General features: G+C 60.8%; 20 protein-coding genes. 6 read left to right on the plus strand and 14 right to left on the minus strand.

The genetic code is table 11. The features are described from left to right. The first annotated feature begins 125 nt into the window (after nt 1-125). A complete protein-coding gene (locus tag AB4N82_RS13610; protein WP_122765282.1) occupies nt 126-1,046 on the plus strand; it encodes a S66 peptidase family protein in 921 nt (306 codons plus the stop codon). 120 nt (nt 1,047-1,166) lie between these two features. Here AB4N82_RS13610 and AB4N82_RS13615 read toward each other — a convergent pair whose 3' ends face one another. The 5 genes from AB4N82_RS13615 to leuS all read right to left on the minus strand — a co-directional run bounded on the left by AB4N82_RS13615 (nt 1,167) and on the right by leuS (nt 7,324). After that, on the minus strand, nt 1,167-2,492 hold the full coding sequence (locus AB4N82_RS13615) for a lytic murein transglycosylase (RefSeq protein ID WP_032884601.1): 1,326 nt from the start codon (nt 2,490-2,492) through the stop codon (nt 1,167-1,169). Nucleotides 2,493-2,553: 61 nt separating this feature from the next. Next, nucleotides 2,554-2,718 (minus strand): alternative ribosome rescue factor ArfA, encoded by a 165-nt coding sequence (gene arfA / locus AB4N82_RS13620; RefSeq protein ID WP_003176285.1) that lies wholly within the window; start codon nt 2,716-2,718, stop codon nt 2,554-2,556. A 228-nt stretch (nt 2,719-2,946) separates the two neighbouring features. Further along, entirely contained in the window at nt 2,947-3,984 is a 1,038-nt protein-coding gene (gene holA, locus AB4N82_RS13625; protein WP_122765283.1) for a DNA polymerase III subunit delta, read from the minus strand. A 39-nt stretch (nt 3,985-4,023) separates the two neighbouring features. After that, nucleotides 4,024-4,629 (minus strand): LPS-assembly lipoprotein LptE, encoded by a 606-nt coding sequence (locus AB4N82_RS13630; protein WP_032884603.1) that lies wholly within the window; start codon nt 4,627-4,629, stop codon nt 4,024-4,026. An 88-nt stretch (nt 4,630-4,717) separates the two neighbouring features. Continuing rightward, nucleotides 4,718-7,324: a leucine--tRNA ligase gene (gene leuS, locus AB4N82_RS13635; RefSeq protein WP_122752989.1), complete on the minus strand. Its 2,607-nt coding sequence runs from the start codon at nt 7,322-7,324 to the stop codon at nt 4,718-4,720. Nucleotides 7,325-7,585: 261 nt separating this feature from the next. On the opposite strand from leuS, the gene AB4N82_RS13640 reads away from it, so the two are divergent. Together AB4N82_RS13640 and AB4N82_RS13645 are read left to right on the plus strand one after the other, a co-directional pair. Then, on the plus strand, nt 7,586-7,903 hold the full coding sequence (locus AB4N82_RS13640; RefSeq protein WP_032884605.1) for a hypothetical protein: 318 nt from the start codon (nt 7,586-7,588) through the stop codon (nt 7,901-7,903). 97 nt (nt 7,904-8,000) lie between these two features. Further along, nucleotides 8,001-8,762 carry a YdcF family protein gene (locus tag AB4N82_RS13645; protein WP_095186210.1) on the plus strand — a complete coding sequence of 254 codons (762 nt, stop codon included), beginning with the start codon at nt 8,001-8,003 and terminating at the stop codon, nt 8,760-8,762. A gap of 74 nt (nt 8,763-8,836) precedes the next feature. Here the strand turns inward: AB4N82_RS13645 and lnt are convergent, their stop codons facing one another. The 5 genes from lnt to miaB form a co-directional block, all read right to left on the minus strand. Further along, on the minus strand, nt 8,837-10,360 hold the full coding sequence (gene lnt, locus AB4N82_RS13650; RefSeq protein ID WP_122756002.1) for an apolipoprotein N-acyltransferase: 1,524 nt from the start codon (nt 10,358-10,360) through the stop codon (nt 8,837-8,839). Between the two features lie 8 nt (nt 10,361-10,368). After that, a complete protein-coding gene (locus AB4N82_RS13655; RefSeq protein WP_005791724.1) occupies nt 10,369-11,208 on the minus strand; it encodes an HlyC/CorC family transporter in 840 nt (279 codons plus the stop codon). Between the two features lie 31 nt (nt 11,209-11,239). Beyond that, complete coding sequence (ybeY, locus tag AB4N82_RS13660) at nt 11,240-11,698, minus strand: rRNA maturation RNase YbeY (RefSeq protein WP_122765284.1); 459 nt, start codon at nt 11,696-11,698, stop codon at nt 11,240-11,242. Continuing rightward, nucleotides 11,691-12,695, minus strand: a complete 1,005-nt coding sequence (locus AB4N82_RS13665; protein WP_032884609.1) for a PhoH family protein — start codon at nt 12,693-12,695, stop codon at nt 11,691-11,693. The genes ybeY and AB4N82_RS13665 overlap by 8 nt, the downstream gene beginning before the upstream one ends. 193 nt (nt 12,696-12,888) lie before the next feature. Continuing rightward, entirely contained in the window at nt 12,889-14,217 is a 1,329-nt protein-coding gene (gene miaB, locus AB4N82_RS13670) for a tRNA (N6-isopentenyl adenosine(37)-C2)-methylthiotransferase MiaB (RefSeq protein WP_032884610.1), read from the minus strand. A gap of 131 nt (nt 14,218-14,348) precedes the next feature. On the opposite strand from miaB, the gene AB4N82_RS13675 reads away from it, so the two are divergent. Next, nucleotides 14,349-14,675 carry a DUF1820 family protein gene (locus tag AB4N82_RS13675; RefSeq protein ID WP_003236992.1) on the plus strand — a complete coding sequence of 109 codons (327 nt, stop codon included), beginning with the start codon at nt 14,349-14,351 and terminating at the stop codon, nt 14,673-14,675. Between the two features lie 8 nt (nt 14,676-14,683). On the opposite strand, the gene AB4N82_RS13680 is transcribed toward AB4N82_RS13675, so the two are convergent. The 4 genes from AB4N82_RS13680 to AB4N82_RS13695 all read right to left on the minus strand — a co-directional run bounded on the left by AB4N82_RS13680 (nt 14,684) and on the right by AB4N82_RS13695 (nt 18,218). Next, nucleotides 14,684-15,238, minus strand: a complete 555-nt coding sequence (locus AB4N82_RS13680; RefSeq protein WP_032884611.1) for a tetratricopeptide repeat protein — start codon at nt 15,236-15,238, stop codon at nt 14,684-14,686. A gap of 225 nt (nt 15,239-15,463) precedes the next feature. Then, the gene (hemL, locus tag AB4N82_RS13685; protein WP_122765285.1) at nt 15,464-16,747 is read right to left on the minus strand and encodes a glutamate-1-semialdehyde 2,1-aminomutase; all 1,284 of its coding nucleotides are present in this window, start codon (nt 16,745-16,747) and stop codon (nt 15,464-15,466) included. An 18-nt stretch (nt 16,748-16,765) separates the two neighbouring features. Then, nucleotides 16,766-17,389, minus strand: coding sequence for a thiamine phosphate synthase (gene thiE, locus AB4N82_RS13690; protein ID WP_032884613.1), 624 nt, complete (start codon nt 17,387-17,389; stop codon nt 16,766-16,768). 31 nt (nt 17,390-17,420) lie between these two features. After that, the gene (locus AB4N82_RS13695) at nt 17,421-18,218 is read right to left on the minus strand and encodes a hydroxymethylpyrimidine/phosphomethylpyrimidine kinase (protein WP_122765286.1); all 798 of its coding nucleotides are present in this window, start codon (nt 18,216-18,218) and stop codon (nt 17,421-17,423) included. Nucleotides 18,219-18,493: 275 nt separating this feature from the next. On the opposite strand from AB4N82_RS13695, the gene AB4N82_RS13700 reads away from it, so the two are divergent. After that, nucleotides 18,494-20,884, plus strand: coding sequence for a hybrid sensor histidine kinase/response regulator (locus AB4N82_RS13700; protein WP_095186214.1), 2,391 nt, complete (start codon nt 18,494-18,496; stop codon nt 20,882-20,884). A 68-nt stretch (nt 20,885-20,952) separates the two neighbouring features. Then, nucleotides 20,953-22,608 (plus strand): acyl-CoA dehydrogenase family protein, encoded by a 1,656-nt coding sequence (locus AB4N82_RS13705; protein ID WP_122765287.1) that lies wholly within the window; start codon nt 20,953-20,955, stop codon nt 22,606-22,608. The last annotated feature ends 1 nt before the right edge of the window (nt 22,609 follow it).

Genomic DNA, 22,609 nt, shown 5'->3' on the forward strand with positions numbered 1-22,609 from the left:
CAGTGTGGGAGGGGGCTTGCCCTCGATTGCGGTATGTCAGTCGCTACATGTGCTGGCTGATCCACCGCAATCGGGGGCACGCCCCCTCCCACATTTCGTTCCGCGCTAGTTAGGGAGAGTTGTGTATGACAGCAGCCGTTCCAGCCCTTCGTTCTGAAGGCACCATCGCCCTGATCGCACCTGCCGGCCCCGCCGTGCTGGACGTTGAAAGGGCTGGCCAATGGATGCGCACGCGCGGCTACGATCTGCGAATTTCCCCCGGCGTCTATGAACGCGACGGCTACCTCGCCGGCAGCGATGCAGTGCGCCTGCGTGACCTGCACGCCGCCTTCGCCGATCCGGACATCGACGCTATCTTTTGCCTGCGCGGCGGCTATGGAACACCGCGTCTGCTCGATAGCCTGGATTTCGAACTGCTACGCGCTAACCCCAAGCCATTCGTGGGCTACAGCGACATCACCGCCCTGCACTTGGCGATCAGCCGCTACGCCGGCTTCGTGACCTTCCACGGGCCGATGCTCAATGCCGATCTGCTGGACGACAAGCAGCAGCCTACCGAGTCCTCACTGTTCAGCCTTCTGCGCGCACAAATGGGCGCCGGCAGTGTGCTGTCGCACCCGGTGGCGTACCCGTTGACCACGATCGAGCCTGGCATTGCCTGTGGGCGCTTGCTGGGAGGTAACCTGTCGATGATTGCGGCGGTCATGGGGACGCCTTACGAAATCGACGCTGAAGGCATCATCCTGTTTATCGAAGACGTCAACGAGCCGATCTACCGCATTGACCGGTTGCTGACGCACTTGCGCCTGGCCGGTAAATTGGCCCAGGTTGCGGGTGTGCTGGTGGGGGATGTGGCGGGGGTGGATAACGCTGCGCTGGAGCGCCTGCTGAAGCAGACGTTCGAGCCTTTGTGCATACCGGTGTTGGCCGGCTGGCGCAGTGGGCATTGCGATCCGAACCTGACGCTGCCAATGGGCGCGTTGGTGCGTTTGGATGCAGGGGAGAAGCGGGTGGTGTTGGAGCAGGATGTGGTGTTCAAACCCTGAATCTGTTGGTGCCTGCCAAACCGCCATCGGGGGCAAGCCCCCTCCCACACTTGAATGTATTCACAAATCAAAATGTGGGAGGGGGCTTGCCCCCGATAGCGATAGTCGCCATAAGCAGATCTAACGGTTTTGCAGCGACTCCAGCAATTTCACCGTCGGATACCCATCCGCCGGCCAGCCCAGCGCCTGCTGCGCCGCACGAATCGCCTTACGGGTGTTGGCGCCGATAATCCCATCCGGGTTGCCCGCGTCATAGCCATTGGCACTCAACGCCGTCTGCAAATCCATGCGCTGGGATCGGCTCAGTGGCAGCTCATCTTTCGGCCACTCGCCACGAATCACGCCACCGCCACCAAACCGCTCCGACAACAGGCCAACCGCCAGCGCGTAGGACGATGAGTTGTTGTACTTGAGGATGGCGCGGAAGTTATCCAGCACCAGGAACGCCGGGCCGCGATAGCCCGCAGGCAGCAGCAGGGCGGCGGAGAGTTGGTCGACATTGCTTGGCATGCTGGCGCCCGGCGGCAGCTGCACGCCCAGTTTCAGCCACTCAGCGACGGTTTTGCGGGTGCCGCCATCGGCCAGGGCGTAATCGAAGTTCGCTGGCAGTTGTTTCACCTCGAACCCCCAAGGCTGGCCTTTCTGCCAGCCGGAGCTTTGCAGGTAGTGCGCAGTGGAGGCGAGGGCGTCGGCCGGGCTATTCCAGATATCGCGGCGACCGTCGCCGTCGAAGTCCACGGCATGGGTGTTGTAGGTGGTCGGGATAAATTGGGTCTGTCCCATAGCGCCTGCCCAGGAGCCTTTCATCTGGTCGGCCTGGATATCGCCGTGTTGGATAATCTGCAGTGCCGCCAGCAATTGCGCCTGTGCAAAGGCTGGGCGTCGGCCTTCATAGGCCAGGGTCGCCAGGGAGCGGATTACCGAATTGTTGCCCTGGAACTGGCCGAAGTTACTCTCCATGCCCCACACCGACACCAACGCTTGGCGGTCGACGCCATAACGTTGCTCGATGCTTTGCAGGATGTCGGCATATTTGATTAGCAGTGCCTGGCCATTACGCACACGCAACGGCGATAGGGCACCGTCGAGGTATTCCCACACCGGGCGGGAAAACTCCGGCTGGCTGCGGTCGGCGCGGATCACCGCCATGTCGGGGGTGACATTGGCGAAGGCATTGTCGAACACGGCGGCGGTAATGCCGGCCTGCAGGGCTTGCGCGCGGAAACCCGCCTGCCATTCGGCGAAGGTTTGGGTCGGTTGGATATCGAGATTGTCCACGGCCAGCGGGGCCACGACGGCGGGCGCTACAACGGGTGCGGTTTGGAGCTTTGGCAACGGTTGGGCGTCGGCGGCGGTAGGTTTTTCCGCACAGGCGACAAGCAGAATGAGGCTGGAGGCAGCGATCAGTTGGCGAAGGTGCCAATGACGGGAAAGACGAGAGGGCATGCACAGGTCCAGGGATTACAAATCAGACGCTGACCTTATCATGCCAGAGGGGCGCTTGCCTTCAGGCAGCCAGAAAGTAAGAAGCCTCCCAGCTATTAGACTGGAAGGCTTCGCGGCGGTAGCTGCCCTTGCCCTTGCCGGCGCGTTCCTGACGGCTGCGGAACAGTGGCTGGGCGATGATGGATTTGGCCTTGTTGGGGCCATGCTTGGATGGCTTTTTGCTCATGGTCGATGCTCTCCTTAGATGTGATGCAGCGGTGCAAATCATCTGCCGAAGTTGGACAGCTGTAAAGCCCGGCGGCAGGTAGGAGATTTCATTGCTTATGCGATAGGAGATGTGGGAGGGGGCTTGCCCCCGATGGTGGTGTTTCAGTCAAGACATGTGTCGACTTCAGCGCCGCCATCGGGAGCAAGCCCCCTCCCACATTGGTTCTGTGGTGTTTGGAAACTAGGATTATTCGGCTGGAAGTGTCAGGCGCTGACCGGCCATCAACAACGACAAACGGCTGAGGCTCATCCACGGTGAACCCGCCGCCTGGCCCTTGATCTGTGCATCAATGCGCTGCGCCTCCAGCAACAGTTGTGCCCAGCGTTGCGCCGAGTGCCGTTGAAGGGCTTTGCTCATCAGGGGTTTGCGCTTGTCCCACACCGGTGGCCGAGCCTGGCTGAAGCACTTGTCCAGCGGCGTGCCTTGGCTGTACTGCAGGGCAATATTGGCCAATACCCGAAGCTCTCGGGCTAGGGCCCAGAGAATCACTGGTGGCTCGACCCCTTCGCCACGCAGGCCTTCGAGCATGCGCAGGGCGTGGGCGGGTTCGCCGTTGAGGATTGCATCCACCAGCCCGAATACGTCAAAACGTGCACTGTCCGCCACGGCGCCTTGTGCCGTTTCGACGGTAATCTGCCCGTCTTCGGCCATCAGCTTGAGCTTTTCGATCTCCTGAGCGGCGGCAAGCAAGTTGCCCTCGACCCGAGCGGCGATCAGTTCAACGGCGTCTTGCGTTGCGGCCAGCCCCGATTGTGACAGGCGTTGGCGAATCCACTGCGGCAGCTGATTGCTGTCCACCGGCCATATCTGGATGAACTGGGTCTGCGCCCCTTCCACCAGGGCCTTGCCCCACTTGGTCTTCTGCGCGCTGCCGTCGAGCTTGGGCAAGCTGATCAGCAAGACCGTATCTTCAGCGGGACGTGAGCAGTATTCCATCAGTGCCGCCGCGCCTTTATCACCAGGCTTGCCCGATGGCAGACGCAGCTCAAGCAGGCGTTTTTCGGCGAATAGCGACATGCTCGCGCCGGCTTGCAGCAGCGTGCCCCAGTCGAAGCTGGCGTCGGCGCTGAATACCTGGCGTTCATCGAAGCCCTGCTGGCGTGCGGCGGTACGGATGGCGTCGGCGGCTTCCTGGCACAGCAGCGGGTCATCACCGCTGACGATGTAGACAGGCGCGAGGCCACCTTGCAGGTGTTTGGCGAGTTGGGCGGGGGCGAGTTTCATAGGCAGGTAGAGCGGGGCGCCTGGGGCGCCCCGTCTGGCTTACTCGACAGGTACTTCAACAGGCGATTGTTTCGGCGTGTTGTCTTCGTACTCTTTCGCAGCTTTCAGCGCATCGGCGTCAGCCTTGGCCTTGTTGTCAGCGGCTTGCTGCAAGGTTTCCAGCTTCTCCGGGGTCAGCATCGACAGGCGCAAGACTACGCGTTGCACCAGATCACGACGCATTTCCTTGCGGACCTGGATGATTTCGGCATCCGAGCCCACCAGGTTGTTGCCATCGTGGCTGACGATTTTCTGCACCTGGATGTTGTCACCCATCAATGGCAGGTGGTCGCGGCCCTGGATTTCAAAGCTGAGCACAGTGCTCAGTTCGATATCCGAGGCGCGCCCTGCGCTGGCGTAGCTCAGGTTGCGCTGGGTTTCTTTTTCGTTCGCCAGGAACAGCTTGTAGGTTGCGCCGGTGTAGACGTGTACCCCGTTGTTTTCCAGGACCTGGCGCAACTGGGTCACGGTTTCGCTGTAGGCGTCGCGCGCGCTGACATCCAGTTCCTTGATCGTCAGGTCATTGGTGCCGGTGCCACGCAGCTGGAAGCCGCAAGCGCTCAGTAGCACGGCAAGGCCCATAACCAGCAGATTGCGTTTGATCATTTTGTTGCTCCCCTTGAAACCATGTGGGCCTTATCGAGGCCTTGAAGGCTTTGTTCGGCGCAGGGCTCAAGCCCTGCGCCCGATGCGATTAGCTAGCGACGATATTGACCAATTTGCCAGGCACCACGATCACTTTGCGGATCGTCAGGCCTTCGGTAAAGCGCAGCACGTTCTCGTTGACGCGTGCGGCCGCTTCGACTTCTTCACGGCTGGCACTGGCCGGCATGTCGATCTGGCCACGCAGCTTACCGTTGACCTGGATCACCAGTTGCAGCGTGTCCTGTACCAGGGCGCTGTCATCCTGCACCGGCCAGCGCGCATCGATGACTGCGTCGCTATGGCCCAGACGGCTCCACAGGTCGTGGCTGATGTGCGGCGTAATCGGTGCCAGCAGCAGGGTGACCGTTTCCAGGCCTTCCTGTACCAGTGCGCGGTCCTGTTCGGTCGCTTGCGGGGCTTTTTCCAGCACGTTCATCAATGTCATCACCTGGGCGATGGCGGTGTTGAACTTGTGGTTTTGGCCTACATCCTGGCTGGCTTGCTTGATGGCCAGGTGGGTGCTGCGGCGAATAAGTTTCTGCTCGTCGCTCAGGGACGCCACGTCCAGCTTGGCCGGCAGGCCCTGGCTGACATGGGCGTGAGCCAGGCGCCAGACGCGCTTGAGGAAGCGGTGCGAGCCTTCGACGCCGGAGTCGGACCATTCGGCGCTCATGTCAGGTGGTGAGGCGAACATCATGAACAGACGGCAGGTGTCGGCACCGAACTGGTCGATCATCGACTGTGGGTCGACGCCATTGTTCTTCGACTTGGCCATTTTCTCGGTACCGCCGATCTCCACCGGCAGGCCGTCGGCGATCAGCTTGGCGCTGATGACCTTGGCTTTGCTGTCGCGCTCAAGTTCGACGTCCGCCGGGTTGAACCAGGTGTAGGCGCCATTGGCTTCGCGGCGATAGTAGGTCTCGGCGATCACCATGCCTTGGGTCAGCAGGTTCTTGAACGGCTCGTTGGAACTCACCAGGCCTTCGTCGCGCATCAGCTTATGGAAGAAACGCGCGTACAGCAGGTGAAGAATGGCGTGTTCGATGCCACCAATGTACTGATCCACCGGCAACCAATGGTCAGCCGCGGATTTTTCCACCAAGCCACCCTCGTAGTGAGGCGAGGCGTAGCGGGCGTAGTACCACGAGGACTCCACGAAGGTGTCCATGGTGTCGGTTTCACGCTTGGCTGGCTGGCCGCATTTAGGGCAACTGCACTCGTAGAACTCAGGCATGCGTGCCAATGGCGAACCGGCGCCGTCCGGCACCACGTCTTCCGGCAGCACGACCGGCAGTTGGTCTTCCGGTACCGGCACGTCACCGCAGGTTTCGCAGTGGATAATCGGGATCGGGCAGCCCCAGTAGCGCTGGCGGCTGATGCCCCAGTCGCGCAGGCGGAACTGGGTGCGCGAGGCGCCGAGGTTCTTCTTGATCAGCGCGACTTCGATGGCGTCGAAAGCACCTGCGAAGTCCAGGCCGTCGAACTCTCCGGAATTGATCAGGGTGCCGTGCTCGCCGTAGGCGTCTTGCCACGGGGCCGGGTTGGTGTCGCCCGAACTGGTGCGCACCACCGACTTGATCGGCAGGTTGTATTTGGTGGCGAATTCGAAATCACGCTCGTCGTGGGCCGGTACAGCCATTACTGCGCCATCGCCGTAGTGCATCAACACGTAATTGGCGACCCAAACCGGCAACTTCTCGCCGGTCAGTGGGTGCTCGACGAACAGGCCGGTCGGCAGGCCTTTTTTCTCTTGAGTGGCGACGTCGGCTTCAGCCACGCTGCCGCCTTTGCATTCGGCGATGAACGCCTGCAGCTCGGGGTTGTTCTGTGCGGCCTGGGTGGCCAGCGGGTGCTCGGCGGCCACGGCGACGTAGGTCGCGCCCATCAGGGTGTCGGGACGGGTGGTGAAGACTTTGAGTGCGCCCGCTTCGCCGATGGAGTCGACGTTGTACGGGAACTGCACTTCCATGCCCTTGGACTTGCCGATCCAGTTGCGCTGCATGGTCTTGACCTGTTCAGGCCAGCCCGGCAAATCGTCGAGGCTCGACAAGAGTTCATCCGCGTAGGCGGTGATCTTGAAGTAGTACATCGGGATTTCGCGCTTTTCGATCAGCGCGCCGGAACGCCAGCCGCGCCCGTCGATCACCTGCTCGTTGGCCAGCACGGTCTGGTCGATCGGGTCCCAGTTCACGGTGCCGCTTTTTTTGTAGATCACGCCTTTTTCGAACAGGCGAGTGAACAGCCATTGTTCCCAGCGGTAGTAATCCGGCTTGCAGGTGGTCACTTCGCGGGACCAGTCCACCGCCAGGCCCAGGCTGCGCAGCTGGGTCTTCATGTAGGCGATGTTTTCGTAGGTCCACTTGGCGGGAGCCACGTTGTTTTTCATCGCAGCGTTTTCCGCCGGCATGCCGAAGGCGTCCCAACCCATGGGTTGCAGGACGTTCTTGCCTTGCATGCGCTGGTAGCGGGAAATCACGTCGCCGATGGTGTAGTTACGCACGTGCCCCATGTGTAGCTTGCCGCTGGGGTAAGGGAACATCGATAGGCAATAGAAAGTCTCCTTGCCTGGCTGTTCACTGACTTCAAAGGACTTTTGCTCGTCCCAGAAGGTTTGGGCGGCATTTTCTATTTCACGGGGCTGATATTGTTCGTGCATGGCTACTTTTGAACTGGATAGGGGTGGCCTAATCCTCTTCGGTGCAACGTTCAGGTTGTTCGACACCAAAAAGCGGCGCGTCCGTGCCCAAACCCTGCGGGAAGTGGAGTTACAGGAAGCGCCGTAGCATACATGACCCCACTCTATCGAGGGAAACCCTGATTGCGTAGCCGAGGCCGTCTGTCGCGGCGCCGGGCAGGCGCAGCAACGAGGGCTACGCTGTTCAGTGGGGAGCAAGTCTTTCTTCAATGAGGTGAGGGGATGGTTGAATCGCAGCGAATCGCAACTAAACCGGACGTCTACGAGGGACTGATCGACCGATTGGGTCGTGCATTGGATGCAGCGAGGACAGCGGGCCGATTGCGTGATGAACGGCCTGTCGAGTTGGAACTGCGTGGATTGAGTCGCGCGGAGTTGGAACTGATCAAGGCTTACCTGGAACGCAACAAACGCAGTGCGCCCCCTTGGGTGGCAACCCCGCCAGTCCAAGAGCCTACGCACTCTGCCAAGGTGGTGTGGCTCAAGGACTTGCCGGCCGGTCGTGGCCCGGAAACATTCCGGTCCGCCCGCTACAAGTAGTTAACCCCGCTGAACAACACCATTGCGCTATTTCACTGTAGAGATTGTCGCTAAACCCCGTTACACCTTAGGCTTCGGGCATCTTTGGAGATGCCCGATGCCTATTCGTTATTTCATTAAACAACTGCTCCTGCCGCCCGGCATTCTCTTGCTGCTGCTGGCCCTTGCCTGGTGGTTTAGACGCACTCGCCCACGTTTGGCCGGTTGCTGCTTTGCCCTGGGGTTTGGCGGCATGTGGTTGATCAGCTTGCCGGTGGCCGTGGAGTGGGGCGCGCGGGCCCTGGAGACCGAACCTCCGTTGGCGCGTGAAGACTGGTCGACCCTGGCCCAGCGCGCCGACGCCATTGTGGTGCTGGGCTCGGGACGTGAGCGCGGCGACCCGGCATGGGGTTCTGATCAGCCTACCGGTATTGGCCTGGAGCGCCAGCGGTATGCCGCCCGACTGGCCAAGGCGTCCGGCCTGCCGGTGCTTACCACCGGGGGATTGCACTACGGCACGCCGCCCAGCGAAGCTGAGCTGATGGCGGTGTCGATGCAGGACGATTTCGGCGTTACGGTGCGCTGGAAGGAAGAGCGCAGCCGTACCACCTGGGAAAACGCACAGATGAGTGCCGAGATTCTATTGCCCGAGGGCATCAAGCGTGTGGTGGTCGTGACCCAGGCCTGGCACATGCCGCGTTCGGTGTGGAGTTTTGAAAAGGCCGGCTTCACCGTGGTGCCGGCGCCGGTGGGGTTTCTGGGCGTGGACAATGCCCGGCCGCTGGGTGGATGGATGCCCGAGTTCAAGTCGGTGTGGCAGAGCGGGCAGTTGATCAACGAGGCGGTAGGGCAGGTGGGGTATCGGTTGTTCTATCGATAACCCTGCTGATTAAAATGCAGATCAAGATGTAGGAGGGGGCAAGTCCTCTCCCACATTTTGATTCGCGTTGGCTGTTAGACGGTTTTTGACATCCGGCCTGCCAGCAGCGCCCAACCAAACAACCCCAGGCACACGATGATCAGCGGCCACGAGCGCCATTGCAGGTATGGCGTCAGGTTATGCATCGGCACCACTTCGCCATAGAGGATTCCGCGCTCGAATTGCGGGATCTGCGCAGTGATCTGGCCAAACGGGTTGATCAACCCAGTCACGCCATTATTGGTCGCACGGATCATCCAGCGCCCAGCCTCCAACGCACGCATCTGCGCCATTTGCAGGTGCTGCAGCGGGCCGATGGAGCGGCCGAACCAGGTGTCATTGCTGATGGTCAGCAGCAGGTCGCTCTGGGCCGACAGTCCGGCGGCGAATTCCGGGTAGACCACTTCGTAGCAAATGAAAGGCGCGATCTGATAGCCCTTCGCCTGCAACATCGCCTGGTCGGCAGGCCCGCGGGCGAAGTCCGACATCGGCAGGTCGAAGAAGGCAATCAGTCCGCGCAGCATGTCCTGCAGCGGCACGTATTCGCCAAACGGCACGAGCTTCTGCTTCAGGTAAGTGCCGTCGCCTTCGCCTACCACGGTGATGCCATTGAAGTAGCGCTTCTGGTGGTGCACTTCCTGGCGTATTGGCACGCCGGTGATCAGCGCGGTGTGTCGGTCGGCGGCAAACTTGCCCATCATCCCCAGGTAGCCCTCGACGGACTCCTTGAGCACCGGCACCGCCGTTTCCGGCCACACCAACAGGTCGACAGGCTTGGAGCTGAAACTCATGTCGCGGTACAGCGCGAGCTGTGCATTGAGCTGCTCGGGGTCCCACTTCATGCTTTGTTCGACGTTGCCCTGGATGGCCGCTACGGTCAGCGGAGCGCCGGACGGGGACGTCCAAGCGTGATGCTTGAGCGCCAGGCCGATGGCCCAGGGGGCGACCAGCAACACCAGACCTGCGCCGATAAACCCATTGCGTTTACTGGCCAGCAGGCGCGGCAGGTTGCACAGCAGGGCCGCCGTCAGTGCCAGGGCAAAGGAAATCAGCCACATGCCACCCACTGGCGCCAGGCCGGTGAGGGGGCCGTCGAGCTGGCTGTAACCGGAGTACAGCCACGGGAATCCGGTGAGGAACCAGCCGCGAAAGGCTTCCTGGCCGACCCATAATGCGGCAAACGTCAGCGCATCTGCCAACGGTGCTTCATTGCGACGCAACCAGCGTGCCCACAGCCAGGCAGGCAGGGCGAAGAACCAGGCAATGGCGGCGGTGAACAACAGCATCAGGAACCCCGCCAGCAGCACCGAAGCGCCGCCGAAGTGGTGGATGCTGTAGTAAATCCAGCTGGTGCCAGCACCAAACAGGCCGAAACCGAAACACCAGCCACGGCCCAGGGCCTGACGGGGTGTCAGCTGTCGCAGGCCGACATAGAACACTCCCACCGCGATCAGTGCAAACGGCCACAGATCGAATGGCGCCAGCGCCAGTGTGGTGATGGCGCCGGCCGCCACGGCCAGCAAGTTACCGGGCCAGCCGGGTGCGATCATGCGGCGCATTTCAGTCCTTAACGGGCAATAGGGGTCAAGCGGATCAAGTGGATACGACGGCTATCGGCATTCAGGATGCGGAAGCGATACGCGCCGATCTCGGTGGTTTCGTTACGCTTGGGCAGATGCCCGAACGCACTCATTACCAGGCCGCCAACGGTGTCGAACTCGTCGTCGGAGAATTCGCTGTCGAAAAACTCGTTGAAGTTCTCGATCGGCGTCAGCGCCTTGACCAGGAAGTCACCGCTCGGCAGCGGCTTGATGTAGCTGTCTTCTTCGACGTCGTGCTCATCTTCGATGTCGCCGACGATCTGTTCCAGCACGTCTTCGATGGTCACGAGGCCGGCCACGCCGCCGTATTCGTCGATCACAATGGCCATGTGATTGTGGTTGGCGCGGAATTCGCGCAGCAGCACATTCAGGCGCTTGGATTCGGGTACGAAGGTGGCGGGACGCAGCAGGTCCTTGATGTTGAAGCTGTCGCCGTTCTCCTTGAGGATCAGCGGCAGCAGGTCCTTGGCCAGCAGGACGCCCATGACGTCGTCATGGCTTTCACCGATCACCGGGTAGCGCGAGTGCGCGGAGTCGATCACGGCCGGGAGGAATTCCCGCGGGGTCTGAGTCGCCTTGATGCTGATCATCTGCGAGCGCGGGACCATGATGTCCCGTACTTGCAGGTCAGCGACCTGGATGGCGCCTTCGACGATGGCCAGCGCTTCGCTGTCCAGCAACTTGTTCTGGTGGGCCTCGCGCAGCAGCTCCAGCAGCTCCTGGCGGTTTTTCGGCTCGTGGGCAAAAGCCTGGGTCAGTTTACCCAGCCATGACTTTTGCCCGTTGCTCGATCGGTCTTCGCTCATAGCGATTACTCTAAATCCTTTGTTGTGTCAGTTATGTTTCGTCGTCTGCATACGGATCAGGGTGACCCAGTTCGGCAAGCAACGTTTGTTCCAGTGTTTCCATTTCCTCGGCTTCGTCATCGTCTATATGGTCGTAACCCAAGAGATGCAAGCAGCCGTGGATGACTAGATGAGCCCAATGGGCTTCCAGCGTCTTACCTTGTTCCTTCGCCTCGCGCTCCACCACTTCGACGCAGATCACCAGATCGCCCAGCAACGGGATATCCAGCAGCTCGTCGGGTACGTCGGCGGGGAACGACAGCACGTTGGTCGCGTAGTTTTTCTGGCGCCAGGTGTGGTTCAACTCGCGGCCTTCGGGCTCGTCCACCAGACGGATGGTCAATTCCGAGTCGGCAGTGCGCTGGCGCAGTGCCAGTGCGCACCATTGGCGGAATTGTTCTTCGCTGGGGGCGGGCGCCTCGGTGGCCAGTTGCAGGTCAAGCTCAAGCATCGCGGCGAACGTCCTTTGACAGTCCGTCGTCGCGGTGTTCGAAGCGCTCGTAGGCTTCGACGATGCGTTGCACCAGCGGGTGGCGCACTACGTCCTTGGGTGAGAAATGCGTGAAACTGATACCCGGCACGTCCTTGAGCACTTCAATCACATGGCTCAAGCCCGACTTGGTGCCCTTGGGCAGGTCAACCTGGGTAATGTCGCCGGTGATGATGGCCGTCGAGCCGAACCCGATGCGGGTCAGGAACATCTTCATCTGCTCGACCGTAGTGTTCTGGCTTTCGTCGAGGATGATGAAACTGTTGCTCAAGGTGCGGCCGCGCATGTAGGCCAGCGGGGCGATTTCAATCACCTGGCGTTCGATCAGCTTGGCCACGTATTCAAAGCCAAGCATCTCGTACAGCGCGTCGTAGAGTGGACGCAGGTACGGGTCGATCTTCTGTGCGAGGTCGCCGGGCAGGAAACCGAGCTTTTCGCCCGCTTCGACCGCCGGGCGCACCAGCAGGATGCGGCGCACTTGCTCGCGCTCAAGGGCATCCACTGCACAGGCCACGGCGAGGTAGGTCTTGCCGGTACCGGCGGGGCCGATGCCGAAATTGATATCGTTGCCGAGGATTGCCTTGACGTACTTCTGCTGATTCAAGCCCTTTGGGCGAATCATGCCTTTCTTGGTACGCAGTGCCACGCTGGCTTCAGCGACGGGGTTGTTGGCCAAGTCTTCCACAGCCGACTCCTGCAAATACAGGTGCACGGTTTCTGGCGACAGCTCGCTACCCTTGGTTTCGCGGTAGAGACGGCGCAGCAGATTTTCTGCAGATTTAGTGGGCTGGGCTTCACCAATAAGCTCGAACTGATTGCCGCGATTGCGGATCTCGATGCCCAGGCGTTGTTCGATCAGGCGCAGGTGCTCGTCGAACTGTCCGCACAGATTGGCGAAACGGCGTGCCTCAAAGGGCTCAAGGATAAAACGATGGGGTTCTACTGTGGGTGCGTTCAAGGTCGCTTTTAGCCGCCCTTTGGCTGTTTAGGTGAAAGAGAGGATAACGCCAGTGACGCGGGTACGAAAGCACTTACGTCATTGGAATGTTGCACGGCTCCTATGTGGGAGGGGGCTTGCCCCCGATAGCGGTGTGCCAGCAATAAATGAGTGGTCTGATTCACCGCCATCGGGAGCAAGCCCCCTCCCACATTTATTGCACCAGAGAGCCGCGCAGCGAGTGTGGTTGCGCCGCATCGATGTGCACATCGGCAAATTGGCCGATCAGGGTTGGATTGTCGCAACGGAAGTTGACGATCCGATTGTTCTCGGTGCGGCCCTGCAATTCGCCGGGATCTTTCTTCGAGTAGTCGGTGACCAGGATGCGCTGGACTGAACCGACCATTTGTCGGCTGATCTCGAAGCCCTGCTGGTTAAGTCGGTGTTGTAGCGCGTTCAAGCGCTCTTTTTTCAGCGCTTCCGGGGTTTCGTCCACCAGATCGGCGGCGGGTGTGCCGGGGCGTTGGCTGTAGACGAACGAATAGGAGAAGTCGAAACCGACGTCTTCAATCAGCTTCATGGTCTGCTGGAAGTCTTTTTCGGTCTCGCCTGGGAAGCCGACGATAAAGTCTGAGCTGATGCAGATGCCCGGCACTGCTGCACGCAATTTGCGCAATTTGGATTTGTATTCCAGGGCGGTGTGATTGCGCTTCATTGCCGACAGGATGCGATCCGAACCCGACTGCACCGGCAAGTGCAGGTGTTTGACCAGCTCAGGCACGTCGGCGTGGGCCTGGATCAGGCTGTCGGAGAACTCCAGCGGGTGCGAAGTGGTGTAACGGATGCGCTCGATACCGTCCACTGCTGCCACTACGCGGATCAACTCTGCCAAGTCCGCCAGGCGACCGTCCTCGGTCAAGCCGCGATAGCCGTTGACGTTCTGGCCCAACAGGGTCACTTCGCGCACGCCGTTTTCGGCCAGGTGGATGATCTCTGCCAGCACGTCGTCAAAGGGCCGGCTGACCTCTTCGCCACGGGTGTAGGGCACCACGCAGAAGGTGCAGTACTTGCTGCAGCCTTCCATCACCGATACATAGGCGCTTGGCCCGTCGATACGCGGTTCAGGCAAATGGTCGAATTTTTCGATTTCCGGGAACGAGACGTCTACCTGAGGCAGCTTGGTGATACGGGCCGCGTCGATCATTTCCGGCAAGCGGTGCAGGGTTTGCGGGCCGAAGACCACGTCGACATAGGGGGCGCGGTCGCGGATCGCGGCGCCTTCCTGGCTGGCCACGCAACCGCCGACGGCGATCACCATCTCTGGATTGGCCAGTTTCAATTCACGCCAGCGGCCCAACTGCGAGTACACACGGTCCTGGGCACGCTCGCGGATCGAGCAGGTATTGAGCAGGATCACGTCGGCATCTTCGGCGCGGGCGGTGACTTCCAGGGCCTGGTGTTCGCCCAGCAGATCGACCATGCGCGAGCTGTCGTACTCGTTCATCTGGCAACCGTGGGTTTCGATATAAAGCTTCTTGGCCATGGGAATCGTCAACTGGTGGTAAAGAACCGCGCATTATAGGGGGCATGCCCATTGGTTCCTAGCGTTGTGCATCGGGTGCCATGCTATAGTTCGCGCCCTCTTTTATATCCCCGATGTGTTATCCGCCCACCATGACCAAACGCGAAGCTCCAATCTACAAGGTGATTTTCCTCAACCAGGGCCAGGTGTTCGAAATGTACGCCAAGCAGATCTATCAAAGTGATCTGTGGGGCTTCCTGGAAGTGGAAGAGTTCGTCTTTGGCGAGCGCACCCAGTTGGTCGTCGACCCGGGCGAAGAAAAGCTCAAGGCGCAGTTCGAAGGCGTGGTGCGCAGTTTTGTGCCGATGCATTCAATTGTGCGTATCGATGAAGTCGAGCGGCTGGGCACGCCGAAGATCAGCGAGGCACGGGGCGTGAGCAATGTCATGCCGTTTCCGATGCCAATGCCTGAGAAGTAAGACGGCTGTCAGGGCAGGGGTGAGAAGGGCGAACGCCCATCGGCACTCTGCAGTTCCTGCAGGTAGTTGCGGAAAATCTGGCCCAACACCTGGGTGGCCACTTCCAGTTCATCGCGCTGCATGTGCTCGGCGACTTCGTCGGCCGTGTCCAGCGCGTCTTCGGCGCCGTTGACGGCGGCCATTTTCAGCACGATATACGCCTGAACGTTATTGGCCGGCACGCCTTCGCCTTTGAAGAACATGGTGCCGAGCTGAAATTGTGCCTGCGCGTGACCCTGCAACGAGGCTTTCTCGAAGTAGCTCAAGGCTTTGTTGAGGTCGAGGGCGGGATTTTTGCTGTCGTGGTAGTACTCGCCCAACTCATATTGCGCCTGCGCATCACCTTCGTCGGCCTGTTTCTGGCACGCGCTCAGGGATTCGGCCTGGCTGTCTGGCTGGGTATTGAGGGTGCAACGACCCATCGCTGGGATTAACAACGAGTTGCCGCCTGCTTGGGCATTTGCCAGCAGCGGCTGAAGGAGCAACAGGCAGCCCAGTACCAGGGTGCGGCCGGTGCGTTTCATGGGAATCGACTTACCTCTGACGGGGCGCGCGGACCCTCACGGGATCCAATAAGCGCGCATTATGAAATAAGCAGGCCTCTGCTTACAAAGTCTTTACTCGTTTTTCTGCTGCTTGGGCAAGTTATCTGCCGGATTGCAGGTGAATTCTCGAAAAAATAAGGAAATCTCTGTAAGCAAAGTAGCAAATCTGGCGCCACCCACAGCGACGCCAGATGTTGCGACCGTTTATTTCAGGGCTGCGAATGCGCGTTCAGCGGCGTCCAGGGTCAGTTGCAACTCGGTTTCTCCATGGGCAATCGATGTGAAGCCCGCTTCAAAGGCACTCGGCGCCAGGTACACGCCGCCTTCCAGCATCAAGTGGAAGAAGCGTTTGAAAAGGTCGGCGTCGCTGCTCATCACGTCATCAAAGGTGACGATATCGTCCGCACCGCTGAAGTACAGGCCGAACATACCCCCCGCCTGCGTGGTGACAAACGGGATGCCGGCCGCATCGGCGCGCTGTTGCAGGCCGTCCAGCAGGCGAGTGGTGTAGTCGGTCAGCTTAGCGTGAAAGCCCGGGCGGCTGATCAAACGCAGCGTGGTCAGGCCGGCAGCCATAGCCAGCGGGTTACCCGACAGCGTGCCTGCCTGGTAGACCGGACCCAGTGGCGCGATGTGCTGCATGATTTCGCGTTTGCCGCCGAAGCAGCCTACCGGCATGCCACCGCCGATGATCTTGCCGAAGGTGCTCAGGTCAGGCGTGACGCCATAGTGCGCCTGGGCACCACCAAGGGCGACGCGGAAGCCGGTCATCACTTCATCGAAAATCAATACCACGCCATGCTTGTCGCACTGCTCGCGCAGGCCTTCGAGGAAACCCGGTGCAGGTGGTACGCAGTTCATGTTGCCGGCCACCGGCTCAACAATGATGCACGCCACGTCTTGGCCGACTTCGTTGAGCATCTGCTCGACGGCGGCTATGTCGTTGAACGGCAGCGTCAGAGTGTGCTTGGCAAATGCCGCTGGCACACCGGCCGAGCTGGGCACGCCTTGGGTCAAAAGGCCGGAGCCGGCTTTTACCAGCAGGCTGTCGGAGTGGCCGTGGTAGCAGCCTTCGAACTTGATGATGCTGTCGCGGCCGGTGAAACCACGGGCCAGACGAATCGCGCTCATGGTGGCTTCGGTGCCGGAGCTGACCATGCGCACCATTTCCATTGACGGCACGATTGAGCACACCAGGTCAGCCATCTCGGTTTCCATGGCGGTAGGGGCGCCGTAGGACAATCCGTGCTCCAGCTGTTTACGCACTGCATCCAGCACGTCCGGGTGGCTGTGGCCCAGGATCATCGGGCCCCAGGAACCGACGTAATCTACATAGCGTTTATCATCTTCGTCGGTGACGTAGGCACCTTCGGCATGCTTGAAGAACAACGGCGTGCCGCCCACGCTCTTGAACGCACGCACGGGGGAGTTCACACCGCCGGGGATGTGTTTCTGGGCATTGGCAAACAGGGTTTCGGAACGAGACATGGTGGGGGCTCTCTGAATTCAGGATTTGATTAAGGCGTTGAAAGCGCGGGCGCGGCGCGTGACTTCCTGGGTGCTGTCGGCACCGAACAGGCCGTGGACCACGGCCAGTAAGTCGGCACCGTGGGCCACCAAGGGCTCGGCGTTTTCCAGGGTGACGCCCCCGATCACGCAGATCGGCAGGTGCAGGCGCTTGCGGGCCTCAGCCAGCATTTCAAGGGTGGCGGCAGGCGCACCAGGCTTGGTATTGGAATTGAAGAAGCGACCGAAGGCGACGTAACTGGCGCCTTCGCGCGCGGCCTGTTCGGCCAGTTCAATCTGGCTGTGGCAGGTGGCGCCGATGATGGCTTTGGAGCCCAGCAGCGCACGGGCCGGTGTCAGTGGGCCGTCGGTCTGGCCCAGGTGCACGCCGACGCCCAGGCGCGCGGCCAACTCGGCGTCATCGTTGATGATCAGTTGGGTCTTGTAGCGCGAGCACAGTTCACGCAGCTTTTCGGCTTCACGCAGGCGCCGGGCTTCGTCGCTGCTTTTGTCGCGGTACTGCAACAGGGTCACGCCACCGTCCAACGCCGCTTCCACATAGGCGAGGAATTTGCCGGCCAACAGTTGGCTGTCGGTGATGGCGTAAAGGCCACGTAGTTTCATCGGGCAGGCCTCTTGATGTTCGAGCAGAAAGTTACGAGCAGAAATCCAGCGGCAGCCGGCGCGGTACAAACTGGCCCTGGCCGAGCTGTTCAGCGTCACGCAGGGTGCGCCAGGTGTAGGTGAGCGCCGATTGCACCGCGCTCACCAGACCTTCGCCCTGAGCGATCCGCCCGGCCAGTGCGCTGGCCAGGGTGCAGCCCGAACCGTGATAGCTGCCGGGCAGGCGCTGGCAGGTAAAGGTCTGGTGCGTGCCGTCGCGGCTGTAGAGGCGGTTGTGCACTTCATGCTCGTCGCCATGTCCGCCGGTGATCAACAGATGCTTTATAAATGGCAGCAGTTTTTCGGCACATTCGTCCGCGGTGCCTTCGGGCAGTTCGGCGAGAATGCGCGCTTCGGGCAGGTTCGGTGTGGCAATCAGCGACAACGGCAGCAGCCGCTCGCGCATGGCGTAGCCCACTTCGTCCTTGCCCAGGCTCCCGCCGCCGCCGGCACGCAGCACCGGGTCGCACACCACCGGCAGGTGCGGATGCGCCTGCAGCAGTTCGACCACGGTGTCGACCATTGCGGTGGAACCGAGCATGCCCAACTTGACCGCCGCTACTTCGGAATCGCCGAGCACGGCATTGGCCTGGGCCATTACCCACTCGCGGTCGAGCACGCGAAAGTCGCTGACATTGACGGTGTTCTGCACGGTCAGGGCAGTAACGGCCGGAGCCGCATGGCACCCTTGGGCGAGCAGGGCTTCGATATCTGCCTGCAAGCCGGCGCCACCACTGGGATCATGGCCGGAGAGACAGAGGACAACAGGGCGAGAGCTGTAGATATTCATGGTGCGCGAGCTTACCACCAAACGCTTTTGGCGTGGCCGTCGCCCGATGGTTGAATTTTGTCCAGGATGCGACGCTTTTTTGGCACTTTTCTTCTCGCAAAAGTGTGCTGAAAGCCTTGTCCTAGAGCCTTCAGGAAAATTATTTCAATGGTGTCCAATGGCCTTTAGCGGCTATGCTAAAGTGGATCCAAACAACTTAACTGTATCGCCGGTGTACGTCTTCTCAAAAGGAATGGGGGCTTTTGACATAACCGGACAGGCCACGCTGGGGCTCTATGCGCTATTTGCTGATCTTATTGTTGTGCGGGCTGCCGATGCTCGCCAACGCCATCGAGTTCAACCAGGACACCCGCAGCCTGGCACTGGGCCGAGCCATGCAAGTGCTCGAAGACCCGACCGATGCCCTCACGATTGCCGATGTCAGCGCGCCTTCCGCCGCCCGACAATTCAAACCCCACGATAAAGACACCCTCAATGCCGGCTATTCACGCTCGGTGTTCTGGCTCAAGGTCAACCTGCATTACCTGCCACACAGCCCCGAGGCCCAACGTACTTGGTTGCTGGAGTTGGCCTACCCGCCGCTGGACCACCTTGACCTGTACCTGCCCGACAGCACCGGCAACTATCGCCTGGCCGGGCGCACCGGGGATGCGTTGCCGTTTTCCGCCCGTGAGATTCGCCAGAACAACTACCTGTTCAAGATCGATTTCACCCCCGGCGAGGCGAAAACCGTGTACCTGCGCCTGCAAAGCGAAGGCTCGATCCAGGCGCCGCTGACCCTTTGGTCCAGCACCGCCTACCTGGAACAGCAGCCGCTGCGCTTGTATGTATTGGGCCTGATCTACGGCGTGTTGTTGGGGATGCTGGTGTACAACCTGTTTATCTACCTCAGCGTGCGCGACACCAGCTACCTCTATTACATCTTCTATATCGCCTCGTTCGGCATGTACCAGTTGTCGGTCAACGGCGCGGCAGTGGAGTATTTCTGGCCGAACAACCCCTGGTGGGCGAATGCCGCGACGCCGTTCCTGATCGGTGCGGCCGCGTTGTTTGGCAGCTTGTTCGCGCGCAGCTTCCTGCATACGGCGCAGCACAGTCGCTGGATCAACCGCTTACTGCTGGCGTTGGTGGCCTGCGGTGCCGTGGTGATGTTGTTATCGCTGATGACCAGCTACGCCCTGGCGCTGCGCCTGGCTACCGGCTTGGCGTTGGTGTTTACCGTGACTATCTTTGTCGCCGCCATCAAGGCCTGGTACTGCGGGCAGCGCGTGGCGCGCTATTTCATCATTGCTTGGTCGGCCTTCCTGCTGGGCGGAGTGGTGAATACGCTGATGGTGCTGGGCTACCTGCCCAATGTGTTCCTTACGATGTACGCCAGCCAGATCGGCTCGGCGATTGAAGTGGCGCTGTTGTCCTTGGCGTTGGCTGATCGCATCAATGCCATGCGTGAGCAACAGGCGCAGATTCTGCTCGACGCCAGCCAGAAGCTCGAAGTGCTCAACCAGCAACTCGCCCGCAGCAACCGGCTCAAGGATGAGTTCCTCGCCACCCTGACCCACGAACTGCGCACCCCTATGAACGGCGTGATCGGCTCCCTTGAGTTGATGCAAACCGTGCCACTGGACGACGACCTCGCGCAATACCAGCAAACCGCCGCCGGCTCGGCGCGGGACATGATGCGCATGGTCAATGGCATTCTGACCCTCACCGAACTGCAGGCCGGGCGCCTCAGTGCACAGCTTCAGGTGTTCAGCCTGCGCGGCGTGCTCGACACCTTGCGCCAGCAATTCAGCGCCAGCGCCCAAGCCAAAGGCTTGGCGTTTTCCATCGATGTGGCCGATGAACTGCCGGACCGCGTGGTGGGCGACGCAGATAAACTTATCCAGTGCCTGGATTGCCTGCTGGACAACGCATTCAAATTCACCCACGAAGGCGCCGTGCGCCTGCGGGTGGTGGGCGTGCCCCACAGCGACGGTGGCTTGCGCCTGAGCTTTATTGTGACCGACACCGGTATTGGCTTCGCCTTCCTCGACGAGGCAACCCTGTACCAGCGGTTTTTCCAGCTCGATGGCTCCATGACTCGTGAATACGGCGGCATGGGTATCGGCCTGGCTATCTGCCGGCAATTGATCGAGCTGTTGGGCGGGCGCCTCACGCACCATTCCGAGCCAAGCAAGGGCAGTCGTTTTCAACTGGAAGTGGAAGTCAGCCCGGTGGCGCCTGAAGCAAAACCGGCGGCGGATCGGCAGCGCGCGCCTCAGGATTGCGCGGTGCTGCTGGTGGATGACAACAGCATCGGCCAACTGGTGGTGCGCGGCATGTTGCTCAAGCTCGGTTACCGAGTGAAAAACGTGGACAGCGGCCCGAGCGCATTAGCGGCCTTGCAGAGGGGCAATTTCGACGCGGTGGTGTTGGATATACCTGAGGGCGGCTTCTCATTGTGCTGTCAGATCCGTGCACTGCCGGGCTGTGCAGAGTTGCCGGTGATTGCCTTGAGCACGTCGCTGAATGTGTCTGAGCGCGAGCACTGTCATGGCATCGGTGTGTCCGACCGCCTCGCCAAGCCTGTGCGCTTTGAGGCCTTGCGGGCCGTGTTGGAGCGCCGGGTGCTGTGTCCGCAAGAGGGTGAAAGCGCCGGGCATTCGGCGGGTATGTCACTTTTTTAAGGCGGGTGACGGTGCTTAACTGAAATTCAGGCCTCAACTCAACGGGGCTTTTTCCATGAGGCCCCGTCATGAACCTGCACCCGTTCGCCGAAACCCACGACGTCACTAACCAGCCCCCATCCCTGGATGGCACCAACCTTTTCCGCATCGATCTGCCGTTGCAAGAGTGGTCGCGCCGCTTTGGTGCCGGCTGGGCGCAAGCGCGCCTCGATGCCTATGGCGCGCTGGCCGGTGGGCCGTTGATGGCGGCCGGTTTCCTGGCGAACCAGAACAAGCCCGTGTTCAACAGCCATGACCGTTATGGTCATCGCATCGACCTGGTGGAATTTCATCCTGCTTACCACGAACTGATGCGTATTGCCGTCGAACACGGCCTGCCGTCGTTGCCGTGGGCACACCCGCAGTCCGGCGCTCATGTAGCGCGGGCCGCGATGACTTATCTCCACAGTCAGGCCGAAGCCGGCACTGGCTGCCCGCTGACCATGACCTTCGCCTGCGTCCCTGCCCTGCGCCTGCAATCGGACCTGGCGAAGACGTGGTTGCCGAAAATCCTCAGCACCGAATATGACCCGCGCAATGTCGGTATCGCCCATAAGACCGGCGCCACCATCGGCATGGCCATGACCGAAAAACAGGGCGGCACCGATGTGCGGGCCAATACCACTCGCGCGTATCCGGTAGGGGCCGGTGGTCCAGGGCAAGCTTATGAGCTGGTGGGGCATAAGTGGTTCTGCTCGGCGCCGATGTGCGATGCGTTCCTGACGCTGGCTCAGACTGACAAGGGCCTGACCTGTTTCCTACTGCCTCGGCACCGCCCGGATGACACGCGCAACGAGTTCTATATCCAGCGCCTTAAAAACAAGCTCGGTAACTGCTCCAACGCCTCCAGCGAAGTGGAGTTTCGCGGTGCCCTGGCCTGGATGATCGGCGAAGAAGGCCGTGGCGTGCCGACCATCATCGAGATGGTCGCCATGACCCGCTTTGACTGCATGGTCGGCTCCAGCGCCTTGATGCGCCAGGCGTTGACCCAGGCCAGTCATCATTGCGCCCATCGTTTGGTAGGTGGCCGTGTACTCAGTGAGCAACCGCTGATGCAAAACGTGCTGGCCGACCTGGCCCTGGAAAGCGAAGCCTCGCTGGCCTTGAGCATGCGCATGGGCTGCGCCCTGGATAATCCGGGTGATGAGCGGGAGGCCAAATTCGCCCGGCTGGTGACAGCGGTGGGCAAATATTGGATCTGCAAGCGCGCCCCGGCGATGATCAACGAAGCCGCCGAGTGCATGGGCGGCGCGGGGTATGTCGAGGACAGCATCCTGCCGCGCTTGTACCGTGAGGCCCCGGTAAATTCGACGTGGGAAGGTTCCGGCAATGTGCAGTGCCTGGACGTGCTGCGCGCTCTGTCCAAAGAGCCCGGCGTGCTGGAAGCGCTGTTTGTCGAACTCGGTGACGGGCATGGTGATAAGCAGCTGGCGCGGCACATCGAACAACTGAAGTCGGCGTTCATGGACACCCAGGACATTCAGTATCGCGCGCGGCAGTTGACTGAGGACATCGCCGTGGCACTGCAGGCCAAGTTATTAATGGAGGCCGGTCATGGGGCGGTCAGCGATGGGTTTATCGCCAGCCGTTTGGGCCAGTCGTCTGGCCGCGTCTACGGCACCTTGCCGCGTGGCGTTGATGTCGGGGCCATCGTCGCGCGCTCAAGCCCCAATGTCTCTGAATAAA

This window comes from Pseudomonas sp. H1_D04 (assembly GCF_054683855.1).

What these genes read in the sequence shown, in the direction of transcription:
- hemL (WP_122765285.1), bottom strand. Translation starts at nt 16,747, where the DNA reads ATGTCTCGTTCCGAAACCCTGTTTGCCAATGCCCAGAAACACATCCCC.
- AB4N82_RS13700 (WP_095186214.1), top strand. Translation starts at nt 18,494, where the DNA reads ATGCGCTATTTGCTGATCTTATTGTTGTGCGGGCTGCCGATGCTCGCC.
- miaB (WP_032884610.1), bottom strand. Translation starts at nt 14,217, where the DNA reads ATGGCCAAGAAGCTTTATATCGAAACCCACGGTTGCCAGATGAACGAG.
- arfA (WP_003176285.1), bottom strand. Translation starts at nt 2,718, where the DNA reads ATGAGCAAAAAGCCATCCAAGCATGGCCCCAACAAGGCCAAATCCATC.
- AB4N82_RS13695 (WP_122765286.1), bottom strand. Translation starts at nt 18,218, where the DNA reads ATGAATATCTACAGCTCTCGCCCTGTTGTCCTCTGTCTCTCCGGCCAT.
- AB4N82_RS13680 (WP_032884611.1), bottom strand. Translation starts at nt 15,238, where the DNA reads ATGAAACGCACCGGCCGCACCCTGGTACTGGGCTGCCTGTTGCTCCTT.
- AB4N82_RS13640 (WP_032884605.1), top strand. Translation starts at nt 7,586, where the DNA reads ATGGTTGAATCGCAGCGAATCGCAACTAAACCGGACGTCTACGAGGGA.
- leuS (WP_122752989.1), bottom strand. Translation starts at nt 7,324, where the DNA reads ATGCACGAACAATATCAGCCCCGTGAAATAGAAAATGCCGCCCAAACC.
- AB4N82_RS13645 (WP_095186210.1), top strand. Translation starts at nt 8,001, where the DNA reads ATGCCTATTCGTTATTTCATTAAACAACTGCTCCTGCCGCCCGGCATT.
- AB4N82_RS13655 (WP_005791724.1), bottom strand. Translation starts at nt 11,208, where the DNA reads ATGAGCGAAGACCGATCGAGCAACGGGCAAAAGTCATGGCTGGGTAAA.
- ybeY (WP_122765284.1), bottom strand. Translation starts at nt 11,698, where the DNA reads ATGCTTGAGCTTGACCTGCAACTGGCCACCGAGGCGCCCGCCCCCAGC.
- AB4N82_RS13610 (WP_122765282.1), top strand. Translation starts at nt 126, where the DNA reads ATGACAGCAGCCGTTCCAGCCCTTCGTTCTGAAGGCACCATCGCCCTG.
- AB4N82_RS13615 (WP_032884601.1), bottom strand. Translation starts at nt 2,492, where the DNA reads ATGCCCTCTCGTCTTTCCCGTCATTGGCACCTTCGCCAACTGATCGCT.
- thiE (WP_032884613.1), bottom strand. Translation starts at nt 17,389, where the DNA reads ATGAAACTACGTGGCCTTTACGCCATCACCGACAGCCAACTGTTGGCC.
- AB4N82_RS13705 (WP_122765287.1), top strand. Translation starts at nt 20,953, where the DNA reads ATGAACCTGCACCCGTTCGCCGAAACCCACGACGTCACTAACCAGCCC.
- AB4N82_RS13630 (WP_032884603.1), bottom strand. Translation starts at nt 4,629, where the DNA reads ATGATCAAACGCAATCTGCTGGTTATGGGCCTTGCCGTGCTACTGAGC.
- AB4N82_RS13675 (WP_003236992.1), top strand. Translation starts at nt 14,349, where the DNA reads ATGACCAAACGCGAAGCTCCAATCTACAAGGTGATTTTCCTCAACCAG.
- lnt (WP_122756002.1), bottom strand. Translation starts at nt 10,360, where the DNA reads ATGCGCCGCATGATCGCACCCGGCTGGCCCGGTAACTTGCTGGCCGTG.
- holA (WP_122765283.1), bottom strand. Translation starts at nt 3,984, where the DNA reads ATGAAACTCGCCCCCGCCCAACTCGCCAAACACCTGCAAGGTGGCCTC.